The sequence below is a fragment of the Geomonas limicola genome (genome assembly GCF_014193675.1).
Lineage (GTDB): Bacteria > Desulfobacterota > Desulfuromonadia > Geobacterales > Geobacteraceae > Geomonas > Geomonas limicola.
Genome location: NZ_BLXZ01000003.1, coordinates 200,806 through 218,298, shown reverse-complemented (window position 1 = coordinate 218,298; position 17,493 = coordinate 200,806). Strand labels below are relative to the sequence as shown.

At 51.4% G+C, this 17,493-nt stretch carries 13 protein-coding genes, 1 other RNA gene and 2 pseudogenes; 5 read left to right on the top strand and 11 right to left on the bottom strand.

Features of this window, described 5'->3' with window-relative positions; genetic code table 11:
• Positions 1-621: 621 nt before the first annotated feature.
• The 3 genes from panB to panD are packed head-to-tail and all read left to right on the top strand — an operon-like array spanning position 622 to position 2,669.
• The gene (panB, locus tag H7688_RS08105) at positions 622-1,425 is read left to right on the top strand and encodes a 3-methyl-2-oxobutanoate hydroxymethyltransferase (RefSeq protein ID WP_183360574.1); all 804 of its coding nucleotides are present in this window, start codon (positions 622-624) and stop codon (positions 1,423-1,425) included.
• Positions 1,422-2,261, top strand: coding sequence for a pantoate--beta-alanine ligase (panC, locus tag H7688_RS08100; protein ID WP_183360573.1), 840 nt, complete (start codon positions 1,422-1,424; stop codon positions 2,259-2,261). The genes panB and panC overlap by 4 nt, the downstream gene beginning before the upstream one ends.
• Before the next feature lie 3 nt (positions 2,262-2,264).
• Positions 2,265-2,669: an aspartate 1-decarboxylase gene (gene panD / locus H7688_RS08095; RefSeq protein ID WP_183360572.1), complete on the top strand. Its 405-nt coding sequence runs from the start codon at positions 2,265-2,267 to the stop codon at positions 2,667-2,669.
• A gap of 167 nt (positions 2,670-2,836) precedes the next feature.
• Here panD and H7688_RS08090 read toward each other — a convergent pair.
• A pseudogene (locus H7688_RS08090) lies at positions 2,837-3,733 on the bottom strand (IS110 family RNA-guided transposase).
• A gap of 433 nt (positions 3,734-4,166) precedes the next feature.
• Here H7688_RS08090 and H7688_RS08085 point away from each other — a divergent pair.
• The gene (locus H7688_RS08085) at positions 4,167-6,587 is read left to right on the top strand and encodes an SIR2 family protein (RefSeq protein WP_183360570.1); all 2,421 of its coding nucleotides are present in this window, start codon (positions 4,167-4,169) and stop codon (positions 6,585-6,587) included.
• A 458-nt stretch (positions 6,588-7,045) separates the two neighbouring features.
• Here the strand turns inward: H7688_RS08085 and H7688_RS08080 are convergent, their stop codons facing one another.
• The 10 genes and pseudogenes from H7688_RS08080 to H7688_RS08040 all read right to left on the bottom strand — a co-directional run bounded on the left by H7688_RS08080 (position 7,046) and on the right by H7688_RS08040 (position 16,387).
• On the bottom strand, positions 7,046-7,516 hold the full coding sequence (locus H7688_RS08080; protein ID WP_183360569.1) for a hypothetical protein: 471 nt from the start codon (positions 7,514-7,516) through the stop codon (positions 7,046-7,048).
• Position 7,517: 1 nt separating this feature from the next.
• Positions 7,518-8,414 carry an endonuclease/exonuclease/phosphatase family protein gene (locus H7688_RS08075; protein WP_183360568.1) on the bottom strand — a complete coding sequence of 299 codons (897 nt, stop codon included), beginning with the start codon at positions 8,412-8,414 and terminating at the stop codon, positions 7,518-7,520.
• Positions 8,415-8,501: 87 nt separating this feature from the next.
• Positions 8,502-9,206 carry a recombinase family protein gene (locus tag H7688_RS08070; protein ID WP_183360567.1) on the bottom strand — a complete coding sequence of 235 codons (705 nt, stop codon included), beginning with the start codon at positions 9,204-9,206 and terminating at the stop codon, positions 8,502-8,504.
• A gap of 246 nt (positions 9,207-9,452) precedes the next feature.
• Complete coding sequence (locus H7688_RS08065) at positions 9,453-10,160, bottom strand: zinc ribbon domain-containing protein (RefSeq protein WP_183360565.1); 708 nt, start codon at positions 10,158-10,160, stop codon at positions 9,453-9,455.
• 1,227 nt (positions 10,161-11,387) lie between these two features.
• Complete coding sequence (locus H7688_RS08060; protein WP_183360563.1) at positions 11,388-12,296, bottom strand: hypothetical protein; 909 nt, start codon at positions 12,294-12,296, stop codon at positions 11,388-11,390.
• A 212-nt stretch (positions 12,297-12,508) separates the two neighbouring features.
• A complete protein-coding gene (locus H7688_RS08055) occupies positions 12,509-13,960 on the bottom strand; it encodes a site-specific integrase (protein ID WP_183360561.1) in 1,452 nt (483 codons plus the stop codon).
• Between the two features lie 18 nt (positions 13,961-13,978).
• Positions 13,979-14,164 (bottom strand): annotated as a pseudogene (locus tag H7688_RS22910) (DUF6538 domain-containing protein); the annotation flags it as partial.
• An 88-nt stretch (positions 14,165-14,252) separates the two neighbouring features.
• Positions 14,253-14,603: a transfer-messenger RNA gene (ssrA, locus tag H7688_RS08050) on the bottom strand.
• Positions 14,604-14,612: 9 nt separating this feature from the next.
• On the bottom strand, positions 14,613-15,086 hold the full coding sequence (gene smpB / locus H7688_RS08045; RefSeq protein WP_183360559.1) for an SsrA-binding protein SmpB: 474 nt from the start codon (positions 15,084-15,086) through the stop codon (positions 14,613-14,615).
• 41 nt (positions 15,087-15,127) lie between these two features.
• Complete coding sequence (locus tag H7688_RS08040; protein ID WP_183360557.1) at positions 15,128-16,387, bottom strand: amidohydrolase family protein; 1,260 nt, start codon at positions 16,385-16,387, stop codon at positions 15,128-15,130.
• Between the two features lie 336 nt (positions 16,388-16,723).
• On the opposite strand from H7688_RS08040, the gene H7688_RS08035 reads away from it, so the two are divergent.
• The gene (locus tag H7688_RS08035; RefSeq protein ID WP_198424470.1) at positions 16,724-17,425 is read left to right on the top strand and encodes an NAD(P)H-dependent oxidoreductase; all 702 of its coding nucleotides are present in this window, start codon (positions 16,724-16,726) and stop codon (positions 17,423-17,425) included.
• Positions 17,426-17,493 lie beyond the last annotated feature (68 nt).

Below are 17,493 nucleotides of genomic sequence, written 5' to 3'. Positions count from 1 at the left end.
TTCCGCAGGTGCCCGTCCCCCTCCGCACCTGGGTCAATTCCCTTCTGCCTCCCCTTCGCAAAGAGGAGAACGTGACGCCAGCTGCGCCGCTTGAATTTTAGGGGTAAGTACCTTGGTCCGAGGTGATATTTCCGAGGACCATTCACAGCCCCTCTGTCCCATTGCCGCGATGCTTTCCACGAAGCGCTGCCGCTGCCCTCGGGTTCCCCACTTTGAAAAAGGGGGGACAGGGGGGATTTGCTTCTACCAGTTGAGCATTCGTGTTTTAAAAAATAGTGGACTTGTCCCCAAACTTTGTGGTAGGTTTCTAACCGTGTTTTGGCCCGCTATACCTTAAGTGGAGCCGCAAAAAGAAACACGAGAAAATCACGACATACCGCCTGGATTCATAATGAACCGGTACGGGAAGCGATAGCTGATGAATCGTGTGTGTGCACCGCAGGTGCGCGCTCGCCCTCAGTCAATGACGTCTTCCTCGTGAAGGCGTTTTTTTTTGTTGTATACCGAAAGCCCCGTAGCGGGCACTCCGGCCGGCGCAGTGAGGCATGCGCGGGCTTAGGAGGCGGGTTGGGAGGCCCCCAGGCGCTCCCCCCTACATCACGAAAGCTGGAGCAGCCAACCATGCAGAAGCAGAAGACCGTTCTCGACTTCCAGAAGATGAAGGCCGCCGGGGAACGGATCAGCGTCCTTACCTGTTACGACTACCCGACCGCCCTTATCATGGACGGCTGCGGCATCGACATGATCCTCGTGGGGGACTCGGTCGGCGTCGTGGTCGCCGGCTACGACAACACCCTGCCGGTCACCATGGAGGAGATGATCTACCATACCCGCGCGGTGATGCGGGCGCGCCCCAAGGCGTTCGTGGTGGCCGATCTCCCCTACCTCTCCTACCAGATCGACCTGGCGAGCGCGCGGCTGAACGCCGGCCGGCTCGTGAAGGACGGCGGTGCCGCCGCGGTGAAGCTGGAGGGGGGCGCCCACGTGGCCGACACCATCTCCGCCATCTGCGACATGGACATCCCGGTCATGGCCCACATCGGGCTCACCCCGCAGTCCTTGCACCGCATGGGGGGCTTCAAGGTGCAGGGGAAGGGTGAGGAGCAGGCCGACCGGATCTTTCAGGACGCCCTCGCCGTGGAGAAGGCCGGCGCCTTCTCGGTGGTGCTCGAGGGGATACCGATGAAGCTCGCCCAGCGCATCAGCGCCGAGCTCAGCATCCCGACCATCGGCATCGGGGCCGGGCCGCACTGCGACGGCCAGGTGCTTGTCCTGCACGACATCCTGGGCTTGTGCAGCAAGTACTCGCCCAAGTTCGTCAAGCGTTACGCCGACCTGGGCCCGGTGATCTCCGGGGCCGTGGCGAGCTACATCGCCGAGGTCAAAGCAGGTACTTTTCCCGAGGAGAAACACTCGTTCTCATGATTCTCATAGATACCGTAGCAAAGATGCAAGAGTTCGCCCGGCAGCACCGCGGCGAGATCGCCCTGGTCCCCACCATGGGGTACCTGCACGAGGGGCACGCCTCGCTGATGCGCGAGGCCAGGAAGCGCGCAGCGATCGTCGTGGTAAGCATCTTCGTGAACCCGACCCAGTTCGGCGTCAACGAGGACCTGGACAGCTACCCCCGTGATCTCGAGCGCGACAAGCGGGTGGCCGAGGCCGCAGGGGTGGATGTGATCTTCGCCCCGACTGCGGCCGACATGTACCCGGCAGGCTACCAGAGCTACCTGAACGTCGAGGAGATCACCCTGGAACTCTGCGGCGCGAGCCGCCCCGGGCATTTCCGCGGCGTCACCACCGTGGTCGCCAAACTCTTCAACATCGTGGCACCCACCGTCGCCATCTTCGGGAAGAAGGATTTCCAGCAGCTCGCCGTGATCCGGCGCATGGTGCAGGACTTCAACATGGACCTGGAGATCGTCGGGATGCCCATCGTGCGCGAGGCCGACGGCCTGGCATTGAGCTCCCGCAACGCGCGGCTGAGCGAACCTGAGCGCGAGAGTGCGCTCTGCCTGTCCCGTTCCATCAAGGCCGCCCGTGCCGCCTTCGCCAAGGGGGAGACCTCCGTCGCCCAACTAAGGCGGGTCGCGCTCGAGGTCATCGAAAAGGAGAGGGCGGCAACGCTTGATTACCTGGAATTTCGGGATCCGGATACCCTGGCTCCCTTACAAACCGCCGACCACAGGACGTTACTCGCACTGGCGGTGCGGGTCGGCACGGTACGACTCATCGACAACTGCATTCTTGGGGAGGAATAGAAGATGGAAAGAAAGATGCTGAAGAGCAAGATTCACCGCGCGACAATCACCGGGGCCGACCTGCACTACGAGGGGAGCATCACCATCGACCTCGACCTGATGGAGGCGGCCAACATCATACCCTACGAGGCGGTCTGCGTCTGGGACGTGAACAACGGCAGCCGGCTCGAGACCTACGCCATCGAGGGTGAGCGTGGTTCGGGGGTCATTTGCCTGAACGGCGCCGCGGCGCGCCTGGTGGCACCCCAGGACCTGGTCATCATCGCGAGCTTCGTGAACATGTCCGAGGCAGAGGCCCAGGCCCACGAGCCCAAGCTCGTCTTCGTCGACGAGAAGAACCGCATGCTGCCGACCAGGAAGGAAGAGCCCGGCCAGGGGAAACTGAAGAGCGTGCACTGGAAGAACTAACGAGAACCTGTAAAAAGAAGGTTCCTCCAAGGTTTCTGAGAAAGCCTGGCATTAGTCCCCTCTCCCCTTGCGGGAGAGGGATAGGGTGAGGGGGAAGGTGCCTCCTCATCGCAGATGGCAGCTTCACCCACTCACCTGCAGACCTTTGTTTGGCTCCTAGAGGACACCTACAGACACAGCAAAGCCCGGGCATTGACCCGGGCTTTGCTGTTTTGGGGTTTGGTGGAGGTGTGGGAGTCGAACAATCGAACCCATCCGGATTTGATCGCTGGGTTGAATCGTGTGGCGGCAAGCGTTGCCATGTAGAGTGAGCAGCACGGCCTCCCCAGATCCTTCGTTGGCCTTTGTGCCTCCCACTATCTCTGTTATAGGGGCACAAACCGGCGAATGCTGCGACTTCATGGCGTGAGACAGTACCAAGCTCAGGTAGCGCCGCGAGAAGAGTCGCAACGGTGACCGAACCGATCCCTTTCATGCTGGTCAGGATTTGCTGCTTTGCCTTCCTAGGTCGGCGATGACTGGATAAAACCGGAGATATCGTTATCAACATCGGATATCTGGCGTTCCAGCCATTCGATATGAACGGCGATCCCAGAGCGAACAGCTTTGGGAGCCGCTGTGAGGCGGTTCTTCTCAGCCGTCAGCATTTCGACCAGTTGTCGTCGTCGAGCCACAAATGCAGAGAGCTCTTGAGCAAACTCGTCTTTAAGTGGACGGATCTCCGGCTCTATCTTCTGGCCGAATAACGCGATGATCTTAGCATCAAGGGTATCCGTTTTCGCCAGAAGGCCACATGCTTTGGCGAAGTCTCTTATCTGCCTAGGGTTCACGATGACTACCGGCAGAGCTGCGTCGGAGAGAATTCCGACGGCGAGCATTTCGAGACCGCCTGTTGATTCGAAAACGACCCGCGATGGGGTCTGCTTCGAAAGGACCTCGGCAAGCTCGGTACAACCAGCTTCATTGTTGGGGAATCGCCGAACATGCCCCAGAGGGAGCACACAAACATCAAGGCTCTCTTTACTTACGTCAACACCAGCAACAACTTGCTCATTTAATCCCATCTTCTCTCCGTCCCATTCTTGCGAAGATGCGGGCTTTAAGCCCAGGCAACCGTTCGGGCTGCGAAGGAAGGGCATGATGCTTTAAGCTCTGTGACGGGCTCAAGGCCCAAGGAACAATCAAGCTGCCATGCCCAGGAGTAAAAGAACTTAGTCGCTTTACGTTCAACATACAGGGAATCCGGTATACAAATGCCTCAGTGGGATATGTGTGACTTTACAATAAACTAATTAGATGGTATGTTTAAATCTCCTTTGAGTATGTTAAAGGGAGAATTATTGGGAGAATGCAGTTGGCGTTGAGGATCAATGTCTCTCGGATGGTTTTCCTTAGTCACGTACAAGGTGATTTGCTGTGACTTATTCCTTCCCATAGACTCTAATGTAGCCAGCTTTCGCTGAGAATAACTTCCATCTTTAAATAAATGAGGACTTTATGCAAATTGAGGATGCCATCAGATACATGCTCGATGGACGGGGGGTATTGTTCACTGGTGCAGGTTTTTCTTATGGTGCAGCAAACCTTCTTCATTCACGGATACCTGCAGGCAATGATCTAGCAAAAGAGTTGATAGCAGCTGCTGGTATGCGTGGGCAGGCTGATTTAGACCGAGCAGCAACAGTATTTATACGGAAGCGTACACCCGATGAGTTGGTGAAATTACTAAAGAATACCTATACAGTAACGAAAATCACAGAGACTCACAAAGTCTTGGCTGGCATAAATTGGCGTCGTATTTATACAACTAATTATGACTCTGTCTTTGAGCAGGCCCGAGCAGCAATTGGTAAGCCGATTAAGGCTGTTACAGCAAAGGATCAGCCTGATGGACTAGTTGCATCCCGTGACCTCATTGTACACATCAATGGAGCTATAAATACCTTAACTAAGGATGAACTATTTAACAGCTTTAAGCTCACATCGGCGAGTTATGCAGCTGATTCATTCGAAGAGTCTGGATGGGCTTTTCATTTTAGAAGTGATGTGCGGAATGCAGCAGTAGTGCTATTTATTGGTTACTCTCTTTATGATCTTGATATAGCAAGGGTGCTGCTAGCGGAAAACGTTACGTCCAAGGCGGTCTTTGTTGTAGCTCCTCCTACCGAAGATAACGACCTCGAAGCTGACGAATTAGCCGATTTCGGCGATGTCCACCGCATAGGAGTTGATGAGTTTGCACGCCTTGTACAGGAGGTGTCTGCCACGTACGTCCCAATGGAGGCACCGCTGCTTTTGAGTTGTTGGGACGAAGTGGAACCAATAAGTGCTGGTGCCCTACCTAATGATGATGAAGTTATTGCCTTCGTAACGGAAGGCATTCTGTCCAGCAGTATTCGGGGACAACTTACCAGTTCACAGTCTTCTAACTACGTTTTGAGTAGAACCCCCTTAGAGAGTGTCACCGAAAGCATCTTAAACCAAAAAAAGCACGTCATACTCCATAGCCCTTTAGGCTGTGGAAAATCTTTCATCTCAGAAGTGGCAGCAGCACAAGCTTTTGGCGCGGGATGGAAAGTATTTGTTTTGCGTTCAGAGTCGTCCGAATCACTTGCAGAGGTCGAAGAAGTAATAAGGGGTGGAGGAAATATACTTCTTGTCATAGAGTCATACTTCCGCCATATGAAACTGGTCAGATGGATATCAGAGGCCAATCTTGACAATGTTACCTTACTGCTTACCAGCCGAACTGACGTTCATGAGATTTTTGCCGTTGACGTTTCTGCACAACTGAAACATGCCTACACCGAGGTGGATTGCACAAAGTTGGATGATAAGGAGATTGAGGCTATTTCTGCCTTATTTGACAAGTACGGCCTTTGGGGGCAGAAGTTATCGTGGCCTTATCGTCAGAAATACAGATACATAAAGACCAAATGTGCTGGTGAATTGCCGTCATTATTAGTTGATGCATTCGAATCTAAGAATATAACTGAAAAATACCGTGAAATAATCACCTCTAACTCTCATTCAGATGAAATACAAAGGATACTTATAGCCCTGTTTGTTCTTGAAGTTATGAATTACAATGCTTCCCCATATCTAATTCAGGAGTTGCTCGGGGGGAAGAATATCAAATGGTCTTACATAAAGGCAAACACCGGACTCAAATCAGTAGTTGATTTTAACATGGATCTCGTCCAGGCACGTTCTCCGGTTTTGGGTCTTCATTTGTTACACACGCTCTTTGAGCCAAAGTTCCTTGTTCAGACAGTAGTGCAAATGGCCAAGGAAGCAGATGATAGGCGAGCCACTAAGGAATTTAGAGTAATACTAAAAGACTTGATGCGCTTTAAACATATCGCCATGATCCTCCCAAAACGGCAAAGGCTGCAATCTACTGTGCTTTTCTATGAAAGCATTAAAAATCTTACTACAACAAGAAGAGATCCTCAATTTTGGCTTCAATATGGTATTGCCTCCCTAACGCTTTCGCAACTGGATAGAGCTGAGCGCTACTTTGCTGATGCATACAGCCTAGCGAATGCGATTGAAGGCTACGATTGCTTTCAGATAGATAACCATTATGCAAGATTTCTTTTCGAAAAAGCACTTTTAGAAACATCAAAAAGTAACGCAATGCAACTGGTGCTGAAGGCACGGACAATTATTCTTGCGCAAATGAAGAGTGAGGAGCGGTATTATCCTTATCGTGCAGCACTCGGTCTCTTTAACGTCTTTGATAAATGGAAAGGAGAATGGACTCCCGACGAATCAAAATTATATTATGGGATTTTCTTCGAAATACAAAAGCGTTGTTCAGCTGCGGGGTCTACCATTAGGAATAATCGTTATGTACTAGACTGTGCAGAAAAGTCCAAAGAATACATTGGTTACCTCGGAAGCATTCGAAAGTAGATACTTGGGGAATGGATGCACTCAGGCACCTGAGGACCAGTTGAGGAGGTCTTCGGGTGCCCTCTCTCCTCAAAACGGCAACGAATTATCCACCACAATTTCGCTCGTCTTCCTGTCCTTGGTCGGCCCCACCTGGAGAAACCGGTGGGGTCAGGTTCGACAAATGGACATTCATGACCGAAACGACAAAGGCTCCGGCCGGCGCGATGCGCCAACCGGAGCCTTTGCTGGTTGGTGGAGGTGGTGGGAAACGTACCCCCTCGCCCACCACTAGCAACATGCTGAAATAACGTAAGAAATAAAAGTGTACCGGTGCCGAACGGATCACCCAAATGGCACATCGGGATCAGTTCTTCTGTGCGCCTGATATAATCAGTGAAGTCCTTGGTGGAAGCGAGACTATAAGAACGCCAGATGTTCAGTTACTCTTTAATGCAGGCAGGTTTTGTCCCTGTCGCTCAGTCTCCCTCTTCAGGGGGGAGCTCCATAGCCATTAAGGTCAAAAATATCTTACCGACATCCACATTCTGAAGTAATGTCACCAAAGCTGCTTCAAGAGATTCTTTGTCAGCACATGAATGCTCAACTTTGCCGTAAGAAATAACCGCGGGGTAACCAGCAGGATGTTGGGACCATTTACACAATTGTTTTGGTTTACAATCAGGAACCAATGGGTTTTGAGCTGAAATTGCCCAATAAGTTAATGTTTTTTGGGGTATCTTAAATGGATTGGCCGGTATTAAAAAATCGAGCGGAGTATTATTATCTGTCTCGACAAACTTACGTCGTTCTATAAAAATTTTACCATGGCTAGCTTTACTTAACTGTTGATTGCAGTCTTCAAAAATTGAATCAATTTCCTTATTAGCAATTTCAGCAGCTTCAGCAGCGTAAAGCCCATTGTGTAAAGCAGAAATGTAATCAGCCATTTTAACCCTCCGTTTCTATAACGCTTATTACTGGAAAATGATCAAAAATTTCAGTTGTTTTTAAAACATGGGGAAGGAAAGACTCTAATCGAAGTATATGGGAAAATTTTTCATTTAGATGAATCCCATACCCTCCTAAAAAAGGTGAAGAGAAGATGATCTGGTCAAAGGTTCTCCATTGTGTTTCAGTTCCACCTTTGTGGAAGCAACTGCCACCACAGCTTTGGGTATCACAATCCTTCACATACGGTTGTGGTTCCCCGAGGTGCCTCCAGAAAGGATTGTACAAAAGTTCTGGTCTTTTTCTGACGAGGCGCCTATCTCTTACAGCCAGTAGATGTTCAGCAAGAGACGAATCAAAGGGCTCATCATTATAATCGCCTAGAAGAACCGTGTAAGCAGTCAGCCCAGATTCCTCATTGACAGCTTGGACTGCCTCACGAAGTTTCATCCCCAGGAAATGACGGTCAGGATTGTTTTTATCACAGGCTAGACGGCTTGGCCAATGAGAGATAAATAGGTGCAGGTAAATGTTCAGGTCTGTCACGATAAAGTCTAGCCTGTTGGCCAGTTTGAAAGAATGCCCGTTTTTTGAAGGAATAAGGGTTTTGTTGTTCACGAGATGAAGACTATCCGTTCGGTAGAGAGCGCCAGTATCAAATTGAAGTCGGCCCTCTTTAACCGTTCCATCATATGCTGCATAATTTGTGAGGTTTAGTGTGTTTAAGAAAAAGTTCAAATCCTGCAGAGTGACTTCCCCCAGAGCAAGACAATCAACGTTTAAGTCGCATGTCAGATAGCGAACCACATCTAGGGCAATCTTTTTTTGCTCATCGGTAGCCCTCTGCTCACCTAATGGCGATAAACTAGTATTCCACCAAGCTATAGAGATCTGCATAGAGTTATAATGCCTTTAGGAACATTTAGATATGGCAGGTTTTTTCGCCACAGATCACGACATGTTAAACACAAATGGTGCAACAATTCAACTCCTACGGCTGGGTCCTAGTGATGCAACCCTCCCTAAGGCATTTCGTACGGCTGTTGGTGTCCAGGCCCCCACCTTTCCTCTTGCCGTCAGAATATTCCTGGCATTGAATTCCCTCGCTATCCCATTCAGACTCATACCTTGCTGAGCAAGTTCCTCAATTAAAGGGGCTACCGCTTTTGAGAAGGCATTCGCTTTGGTTTGCCGCGCTTGGACTCCAAGGGCTCTGCCTTTTACCGCTGCTTCTCCATTTAAGTTGTCAGGATTCCCAAGCGCCGTCCCACGGGCTTTGGCGGCTTGCAAGGCTGCTTTGGTGCGCTGGCTAATCATCTCTCGCTCATGCTCAGCCATGGCTGCGAAAATATGGATGGTGAATTTATTAGCCTCAGGTATGTCACAGGCGACGAACTCTATTCCAGATTTCATGACAGATCCTATGAAGTGAGCGTCGCGGGAAAGGCGATCTAGTTTGGCAATGATAAGGGTTGCCCCTGTCATCTGACAGTGTTTGAAAGCTTTTTGAAGTTCCTGTCTGTCACTGCGTTTCCCGCTCTCTATTTCGGTGTACTCTGAAATAAGCTCCCACTTCCCACCGCTGAGGTAATCAGAAATGGCATTACGTTGCGCTTCAATTCCAAGGCCGCTTTTCCCTTGCCTGTCGGTTGAAACTCTGACATACCCGATGAATCTCCCATAGGCCATGGTGGATTACCTCCGTGTATAAAAACAGTGAATGGTCGTTACCTGTATTTATATATTATTTCACTGTTAAAACAAGTACTTTTACTTTTGCAGTTAATTGCAATGGAGAAGGCTGGGGCGTGTTCGAATTGTTGTTGGTCACGCTTCAGGAGAGTAGCGGAGAGAGCTAGCAGGAGCGAAGTCTAATCTTGATACTGCATAAAATCTTCTGGTTCACGAGTGAACCTTGCGAGGCAGTCCTACAAGCTAGAAGCGTTGCCGATGATCTTTTATAAGAGGATTACACTCACTACTGTTGACTGCCTTTTGATACTCATGTTCTAACAACGATATTTCACCACACTTCAGGCAAATGAATTTGAATCCCCATTTAAAGATCTCTGGTTCAAGCTTTTTATTTTGATGATTAATGACTAAGCCACAAATAAAGAGAAAGATGGCATTCATCACCATCAGGTGCGCTACCGTGTGGTCACCATCTCCAGAACTATAGCCAAAACATGCCATTACAATAAGGATTGCGGTAGTGCCGAATAGCTTATACGGTAAATCGCTCTTTATAGGGGGGGACACTTTTTCAGACAGCAAGGTCTGTGCGCTTCCTCTAGTTTCCGCACTTCCTATTCCTATTCCAACACCGTTGCTCCCGATTCCAATTCCCCCACCTGTCGTTGATAGTGTCAGATTTTGGAGGCCTTGTGCGTGAGCAATCGATAGCCTTGTTACATTTTCACTACCGCATTTTTTACAAATGAATGGATGCGCTTGTTCATCTTTAAGCTCGGCTAGATCTTTCCCGCAGTTATGGCAAAAGATGGCCTCAGACGAGACCAGCCCCTTACACCCTCCGCATTCTTTAAGCGTTGAATTTCTCGAATTTGCCTTCCCACAATGCTGGCAAAACTTCGCGTTGGATTCAATGGGCTTTTGGCAGTGATTGCAAATAGTATACATAAGGTCATCCCCCAGAAACAACCATCAGTGCTCGCTTGTGAGAGAAATTCCATTTTATCAATGGGACATTGCCTCCAAAGTCAACATGAAAGCACGCCTATACTATCCGAAGCCTAAGTTTTGTCAAATAAATTCGGAGGGGAACATAGTTCGTGCCATTATGATCTTTTTTGATAAGGTATAGGATGAAGGCAGAGAGAGCCCCACAGGCAAAATTTGGAAGGCTCAGTGGAAAGATTTGTAGAGGCAACAGCTGCCATTTCACTAGTCTTCATTTTGCCCTTTAAGGTTTTGCCAAATGAAGAATATTCGCTTCCCTTCTTGTGCCAGCAGACACCTCACTAAAATTAGGATCGAGTCCAGGAATTTTTGAAATGACTCTACCTCATTCAGCCTTAATCAAGCAATACCCTGATCAAAATCGTCGGAATATACATCAGATAAATCTGCATCTTATGTCAAGCAAGGCTGTGTGATGGCATGAAATATTGACACATTTTTATCCGTTGCCGAAAATTTTTTATATAAAACATGCAACAGGGGAAATTAGCCCTTAAGTTCAGCAAGTTACATGTATTGTTGCTGCACATTTTTAAAAGCGTAAAACTTGTTTGAAGTAAATATATTTCATATATACGCGCATCCAAGCCTCACTTAAAGTTACTTTGTTCGAAGTGGGGCAAACCATTTCCCGCTACATTCATGTTTTAACAATAGGGCCGACCACGCCTTAAGACTACGAAAACGCATGTGCAGAATTGTATGACAGCTCTTACACAAAGGGTACTGAGTCATGCTACTGTAATCTTCAGAGTGATAACTTACCGTGGCCTCTTCTGCTGTTCTCCCGCAAATATCGCATGAAAGCTGTGACGGTGGTGGAATGAGCTGCATAATGACAGCCAGCTGGCATGCTTGCAGCTTCCTCACTCTGTCCTCATGACGAAAACGGCCATAAGGCAGCAATTGTCTCCCACCCCATTTCCTGGGTTTAAGCCCTTGCTCTTCCGCAAGCTTAAAGACTTTCTCTATCGTCAGCGCCTGTTTCACTACCACACCTCCCTCAGATTCCGCTCGTTCATCTCCCTAATTCCTAGGATATCCAGCGAGACTTTGCAAGGTCGATGATAGGGTCTCGATGCTGCGGGCGGCGAACGGAGGACAAGAAGGAGCTGGCCGGCCCAGGGAGGCCGCGAGGGGATTGCAATTAATTGCAATCGAATGTGGTCATGATTTTAGCGAGGGAAGCGATGGAAGGTATCCTTTGACGCTGATAATTTTGTTAATCGCTAACGGGAGGCCTTGCCAAACTGCCTCCGGCTTCCACCAATCGGATCGCCCTTCCGTGTCCAATCGTTTTTTAAACTCCTCCTGGCGTTCCGCATTGAGATGGTTCAGGGCAGTCGGCACCCCCTCAAATCGGCAGGCGCTCAAAAACAGGGTCCATAAGGGGTCTTGACTTTTAGTAGATTTTGACCCTGGATAGGCTATCAACGTCAGGTCGGTGAAGGGATTTGGCAGGGAGGCAACATCCTTTAAAGTGCAGCCCAACTTGAAGAATCGGTGCTCAATCCGAAAAATCTTTTCCCCTGGGACAGGTATTTTAAAGGCTTTACCTTTTTTGCTGTTACGGTGCTTGATCTCGGCTAGCTTGTCATATAGGACAATTTGCTTGCTGCTGCTGGGCGCCCCAAGGTACTTTGTCTCAATGACTCCGTTATGCGCGTAATGCTTTTCGACCTTGATCTTAGGGTGACTTGCGACTATGTCGGTGGCGTCTAGGTACAGAGCATCAACAGCAAGGTCGATGCGGGTGACAATCCCGTCCTTCATAAGTTTTGCATAGCCACCAGGGAGGATGAGGTCGATGTTTTTCTTCAGATTGTCGAGGTTTGCCTTGGAGGGATTGAATTCGATTCGGAAAAACCGGTATTTGTTCCCGGTCTGTTTTGCAATCGTCGGCTTGCAATGGATGAGGATATCAGCCTCATTTTCGGAGGAAAGCTTCAGGTTGTGACTGTAGGCTGTTTTTGAAAATGGCTTGCCATCCCCTGATTCTTTAGTCTTTTGAAATCCCGCCATGGTCTTTGCATGGTCTTCCTCAGGAATATCCAGGGTCATGGTAAGCATGTCCACGAACAGATTTCCGACCTGTGGGACTACATGCCCTGAGAGGTAATGAATTTTATCATCTTTCTTTAGATATACTACCATCCGTGTGTACTCTTTTAGTCTCTTTAGGTTTAACAACCTGCTATTAGTAGGAGGGTTGAGACGTTATGAAGGAATAATCTCTTTTAGGCTGGGGGAAGTAAGCAACAATCAATAAGAATGTACGCAAACCTACCTTACACCTTCCACGTTGTGACAGCAACTTTAAAATCCAGAGCCTCAATCACAGAGACTAGTGCAGCTGGTTCATAAGGTTTCCCATACAGTCCTGTCGTTATTGATTCGTCTTTGTGCCCGCAAATAGCAGCAATCTTTTCCTTAACCTCTCCACGCTGTTTGAGGTGATTGATGACAGTGTGGCGAAAGCTGTGGAAGGTCTTGCGCTCGCCTGTAACCCCACAGCGCATACGATAGCGGGTGAACCACCTACTAGCGTCTTGAGAATAACCGTCCCGCCGCTTCTTTAGCTCGGGGAACAACCGAATGTGCCCTTTCTTCCTGAGCGATTTCGCGTACTCCAAAAGGCCGAAATCTACAAGACGGGGGTGCATGGGGATAACGCGGCAGCTCGACAGAGTCTTTAACTTCTTATCACCTTTGGCATTTATGTCGATGACCCATAACTCCCCCTCATGACGGATATCGTCCAGATGGAGTTGGCATAGCTCTTCAATCCGCGCGCCCGTGAACAAACCCATCAGCGGCAACCAGTACTGATAGGGGTGCTTTGGCTTTTGAGTTTGATATTCAGGAGTGGAAAAAAGCGCCTGGAGGTCAGCGAGTGCAAATGGATCGCGCTTTTCGTAATCGGCAACCTTCTCTTTAATCTTCAACCCATGAAAAGGGTTAGTCGTCGTATGACCATTTTTAATGGCCCAATGGAACAGGGAGGAAACTCGGCTAAGGTAAGCATTTACCTTAGCAATAGAGAGTCGGTCCTCCTTTGGTATCTGCATTTTCACGACGCCCTGAATCGGCTTGTCCCTGTAAAGCGGCTTCTTAGTCATGTTGGACGGCAATTTCAGCAAGGTTTCTTTGAAGAGTGACGATGCTGCATGGTCAACCTGGGCGATAGGCATATTGTGGATGATGCCGAGCAGAACCCTGTAGATGGCCCTCATTTCTGACTCTGTCTTGGGTTGCCAATTATTTCCCGCGACCATCTCGTTGCAGTACTTCTCCACCACCTCAGAAAGAAGCAAACCTCTGCTACCATCAACGGCAACAGGGGGAAGGTACGTTGCCACCGATTGAATGCCAGAACGGAACGACCGCGCCTCATCATTGAGAACCTGCCGCTGCTTCGTGAACTCCAGGTACATGCGGACCGTTCCTTCACAGAAACGCACGAACATCTCGCTGGACCTGTCTAATTCGATGCCGGTACCCTGCAGGATGCCCTCCGCTAAATTCCTCGCAAACTCAGGTATCTTTCCAGAATAAGCGCTATCGCCGCAGAAAGAAATGTCGTGGATAGCCTTTCGGTAGTTTGGGATCACATTACGTTTCCAGACGTCATCGGCAGCCATGGGATAAGGCCCTTTCGCCCTCAGTTTTTCCCGCTCCTGCCTCAAGAGTTGATCTAGCTGGGTATCCAGCACCTTCCTTAGCTCTTCCCAAGTGATCATAGATGCTCTCACCGCTTCAAGATTTCTCTCGAAGCACACGCGTAATGCCCTCGCTATCGTTCTCGCAAAGCGGAGGTCCCTTGTCTGCATGGAGCGGCGATACTCCCGCTTTTGGAGACCCTGGCCAACGACCTCCGGCACTATAGCACGAAAATAGTAGATATTGTGACGGGAGAGATAGAGGTAGGAGTCGGTATGAATCATAAAAGCCCCTGCGGAGCGGATCACCCTAGCGGATCACCGTCAACACAGAGGCTTTTATTGCCTTGCTTTCAGCATGTTACATGAAAATTGGTGGAGGTGGTGGGAGTCGAACCCACGTCCGAAAGTCGTACACGAAAGGCGTCTACATGCTTATACCTGTATTTAATTTAACTTCTCAGGACTCCACAGGCCGGGATTCAAGAGAGGCGGTCCCGCTAGATTTCGCCCTTGAGCCGCGGACACTCTCAAGAACTATCCCACTGAATGACGTTCTATCCCCACTCGTGGGAGAAGCGAGGTAGAACGTTAGCAGGTTATTAAGCTGCTAAGGCGTATTCGTAGTTATCGGCGTCTAAATCGCCCCGGTTTGTTTAACGAGCCAACCGGACCTCGGCATGCAACCTTTGCTTCTTACCCCCGTCGAAACCTTTACACCCCCAATAAACTGTTACTCTCTATCCCTGTTCTGACGCCCACGCTCTTTGAGAGCCACCTGGACATCGCGCTTCATGTCGTTCTGCTTCAGGGTCTCGCGCTTGTCGTAGTTCTTCTTCCCCTTGGCCAACCCGAGCTCTGCCTTTACCTTGCCGTCCTTGAAGTAGATCCTGAGCGGTATCAGCGTGTACCCTTGCTCCCGTATCTTGGAGAAGAGTTTCAGGATCTCTTTCTTGTGCAGCAACAACTTGCGCATCCGGTCAGGATCGTGGTTCTGACGGTTGCCGAAGTCGTAGGGGCTGATGTGCAGGTTGTGCAGGTAGGCCTCGCCGTTCTTGACGATGGCAAAGGAATCGTTGAGATTCGCCTTGCCGCCACGCAGGGACTTTACCTCGGTCCCCTGCAGCACCATACCGGCCTCGTAACGCTCTTCGATGAAGTAGTCGTGGAAGGCCTTCTTGTTATTGCAAATCAGCTTCTCACCCATAGTCAATTGATACTACCAGATCAGACCTCAAATTAACAGGACTAAAAAGGTGGGGTAAGCGGACGCGGCGTGGAACGCCCGGCCAGGTAGACCTGCTCGAGACGCCCCCGCTCGAGGACCGCGGCCGCGGCATCGGCTCCTGCCCCCTCGAGACCGGAGAATACCAGGAAGTCGCCGCGCTTGCCGGCCTCCAGGGTGCCCAGTTGCCCCTCGAGCCCGAGGGCGCGGGCGCTCCCCTGGGTCGCCATGGCGATGAGTTCTGCGGGGCTGAAGGTGTCGGGGTCGCTCTCCCTCAGGAAGTGGATCTCGTCCCACAAGGAGAGCGAGTCGTTGCTTGCCAGGGAGTCGGTGCCCAGGGCGAGCGGCAGACCGGAACTCTTCAAGAGGCGGTAGGGGGCCTTACCCACGTTGAGGCGGTCGTTACTGCGCGGACAGAGCACCACCGTCACGCCGCGCTCCTTGAGAACCGCCACATCGGCAGGGGTCACGTGCACGGCATGAATCGCCAGTGTCTTGCGATCGAGCACCCCGAGTTCCTCCAGGTAGCTCGTCGAGGTAGCCTTGCGCGGGGCCGGGAGGTACTCGTCCCAGTGCGCCATCTGGTACATAACCTCGGCGATGGGGCCGGTGCTGTCGAACATGAAGGAGACCTCTTCCCTCGACTCGGAGAGGTGAATCGCCTTGGGGATGTCGAGCCACTGTGACAGCCGGTTCAACTCCAGCATGAGTGCCTGCGAGACGGTGTGCGGCGTGTGCGGGGAGATCCCCGGGAGGAAGTTCCCCTTGAGAGCCTGCAGGGAGGCCATGAGCCGCTTCAGAAGTGCCTCGCCCTGCACCGGGTCCTGCCCGAGCCCCTCTAAAAAGAGCCTGCCGGTGAGCGGCGAGGCCTCGTAGAGGTGGGCGAGTGAAAAGTCGCTGAGTATCTCGCCGACGGCGGTGGTGCCGGACTCGATGCACAGGCGCAACCCCTCGCGTACCGACTGCTCCACTTCCTCCGGAGTAAGCACGCGCCGGATCTTGACCACCTGGCTGATCCACTCGACGTAGGTCTTGGGGAGGTAGTCGAGGTTCTTGCGCACCTTCCAGGCCGGGAAGTGGGTGAGCTCCAGGTGGGTGTGCGCGTTCACCAGTCCGGGGAGGATGGCGCAGCCGGGAAGGTCGACCACCTTGGCGCCGCTGGGTACCGGGAGTTCGGCTGCCGGGCCGACCGCGACGATGCGGCCGTTTTCCACGGCGATGCCGCCGCCGGCAATGGGGGGCGAGGCAATCGGCAGCAGATAGGATGCGGTGTAGATCTGCATGGCAGGCGCTCCCTTGGTTGGTCGGTGAGAAGGTTTCGTCGGTGCCACTGTAACATAGGCGAAGAGTTTGACAATAACGAAAAGGCTGCTGACTGCAAAGGCGCGCAGGACGCCAAGAAGCCTGAAGGCTTGAGTGTGACTCCACGCTTTAAACCCAAAAAGCATTGACCACAGAGGACACAGAGTAAGAGAGGAACACAACCGGAAATCCTTTTAGCTGTCCAGGCCCGACCCGGCTCTGCGTGCCGCTACCGACCCCTAAGTACCCAAAACGGAACTACGGTACTTTTTTGTGCGTACTTTACTTTGTAGGACCAACACGTAGAATGCGGCTTCTTGTTGGTTATTATCAGCTGCGTCGGAGGCACCATGAACATCCTGGTCGTCAATGCACATCCCGAAACAAAGAGCTTTTGCTCCTCCCTCTACCAGTCTGCTATCGCAACTCTTACCGAGAGCGGTCATACCGTGACAACCTCGGATCTCTACAGTTTGAGCTTTCAACCGGTTTCCGATCGCCACAACTTTTCCTCCGTCAAGGACCCGGACTACTTCAAGCCCCAGGCCGAGGAGATTCATGCTGTCGAACACGGGACCTTTGCCCCCGACCTGGCGGCCGAGATGGCCAAGGTCGAGCAGTGCGACCTGATGATCTGGCACTTTCCGCTCTGGTGGTTCAGCGTGCCGGCGATCCTCAAGGGATGGTATGACAGGGTTTTCGCCATGGGGCGCTTCTATGGCAACGGGCGCTTCTACGAGACCGGGATGATGCGGGGGAAACGCGCCATGTTGACCCTCACCACGGGTGGCCCTGTCGAGGCGTACCAGCCCGGCGGCTTCAACGGCGACATGAACGGTGTGCTGCGGCCGATTCAGCGCGGCATGTTTGAGTTCGTCGGCTTCTCCGTGTTGGCTCCCCAGGTGGCCTACGCCGTCGCGCACGTCAGCGACCAAGAACGTGAGGACCTGCTGGAGGCGTACCGGGCACGGCTGCGGTCCATCGACAACGAGGCGCCGATCACCGTCGGAAGCTATTGAGCGTAGCGAGGGGGAAAGAGGGGCATTTCGCCAACGAGCCTGGTAATTGTTGACGCGAGCTAGAACAC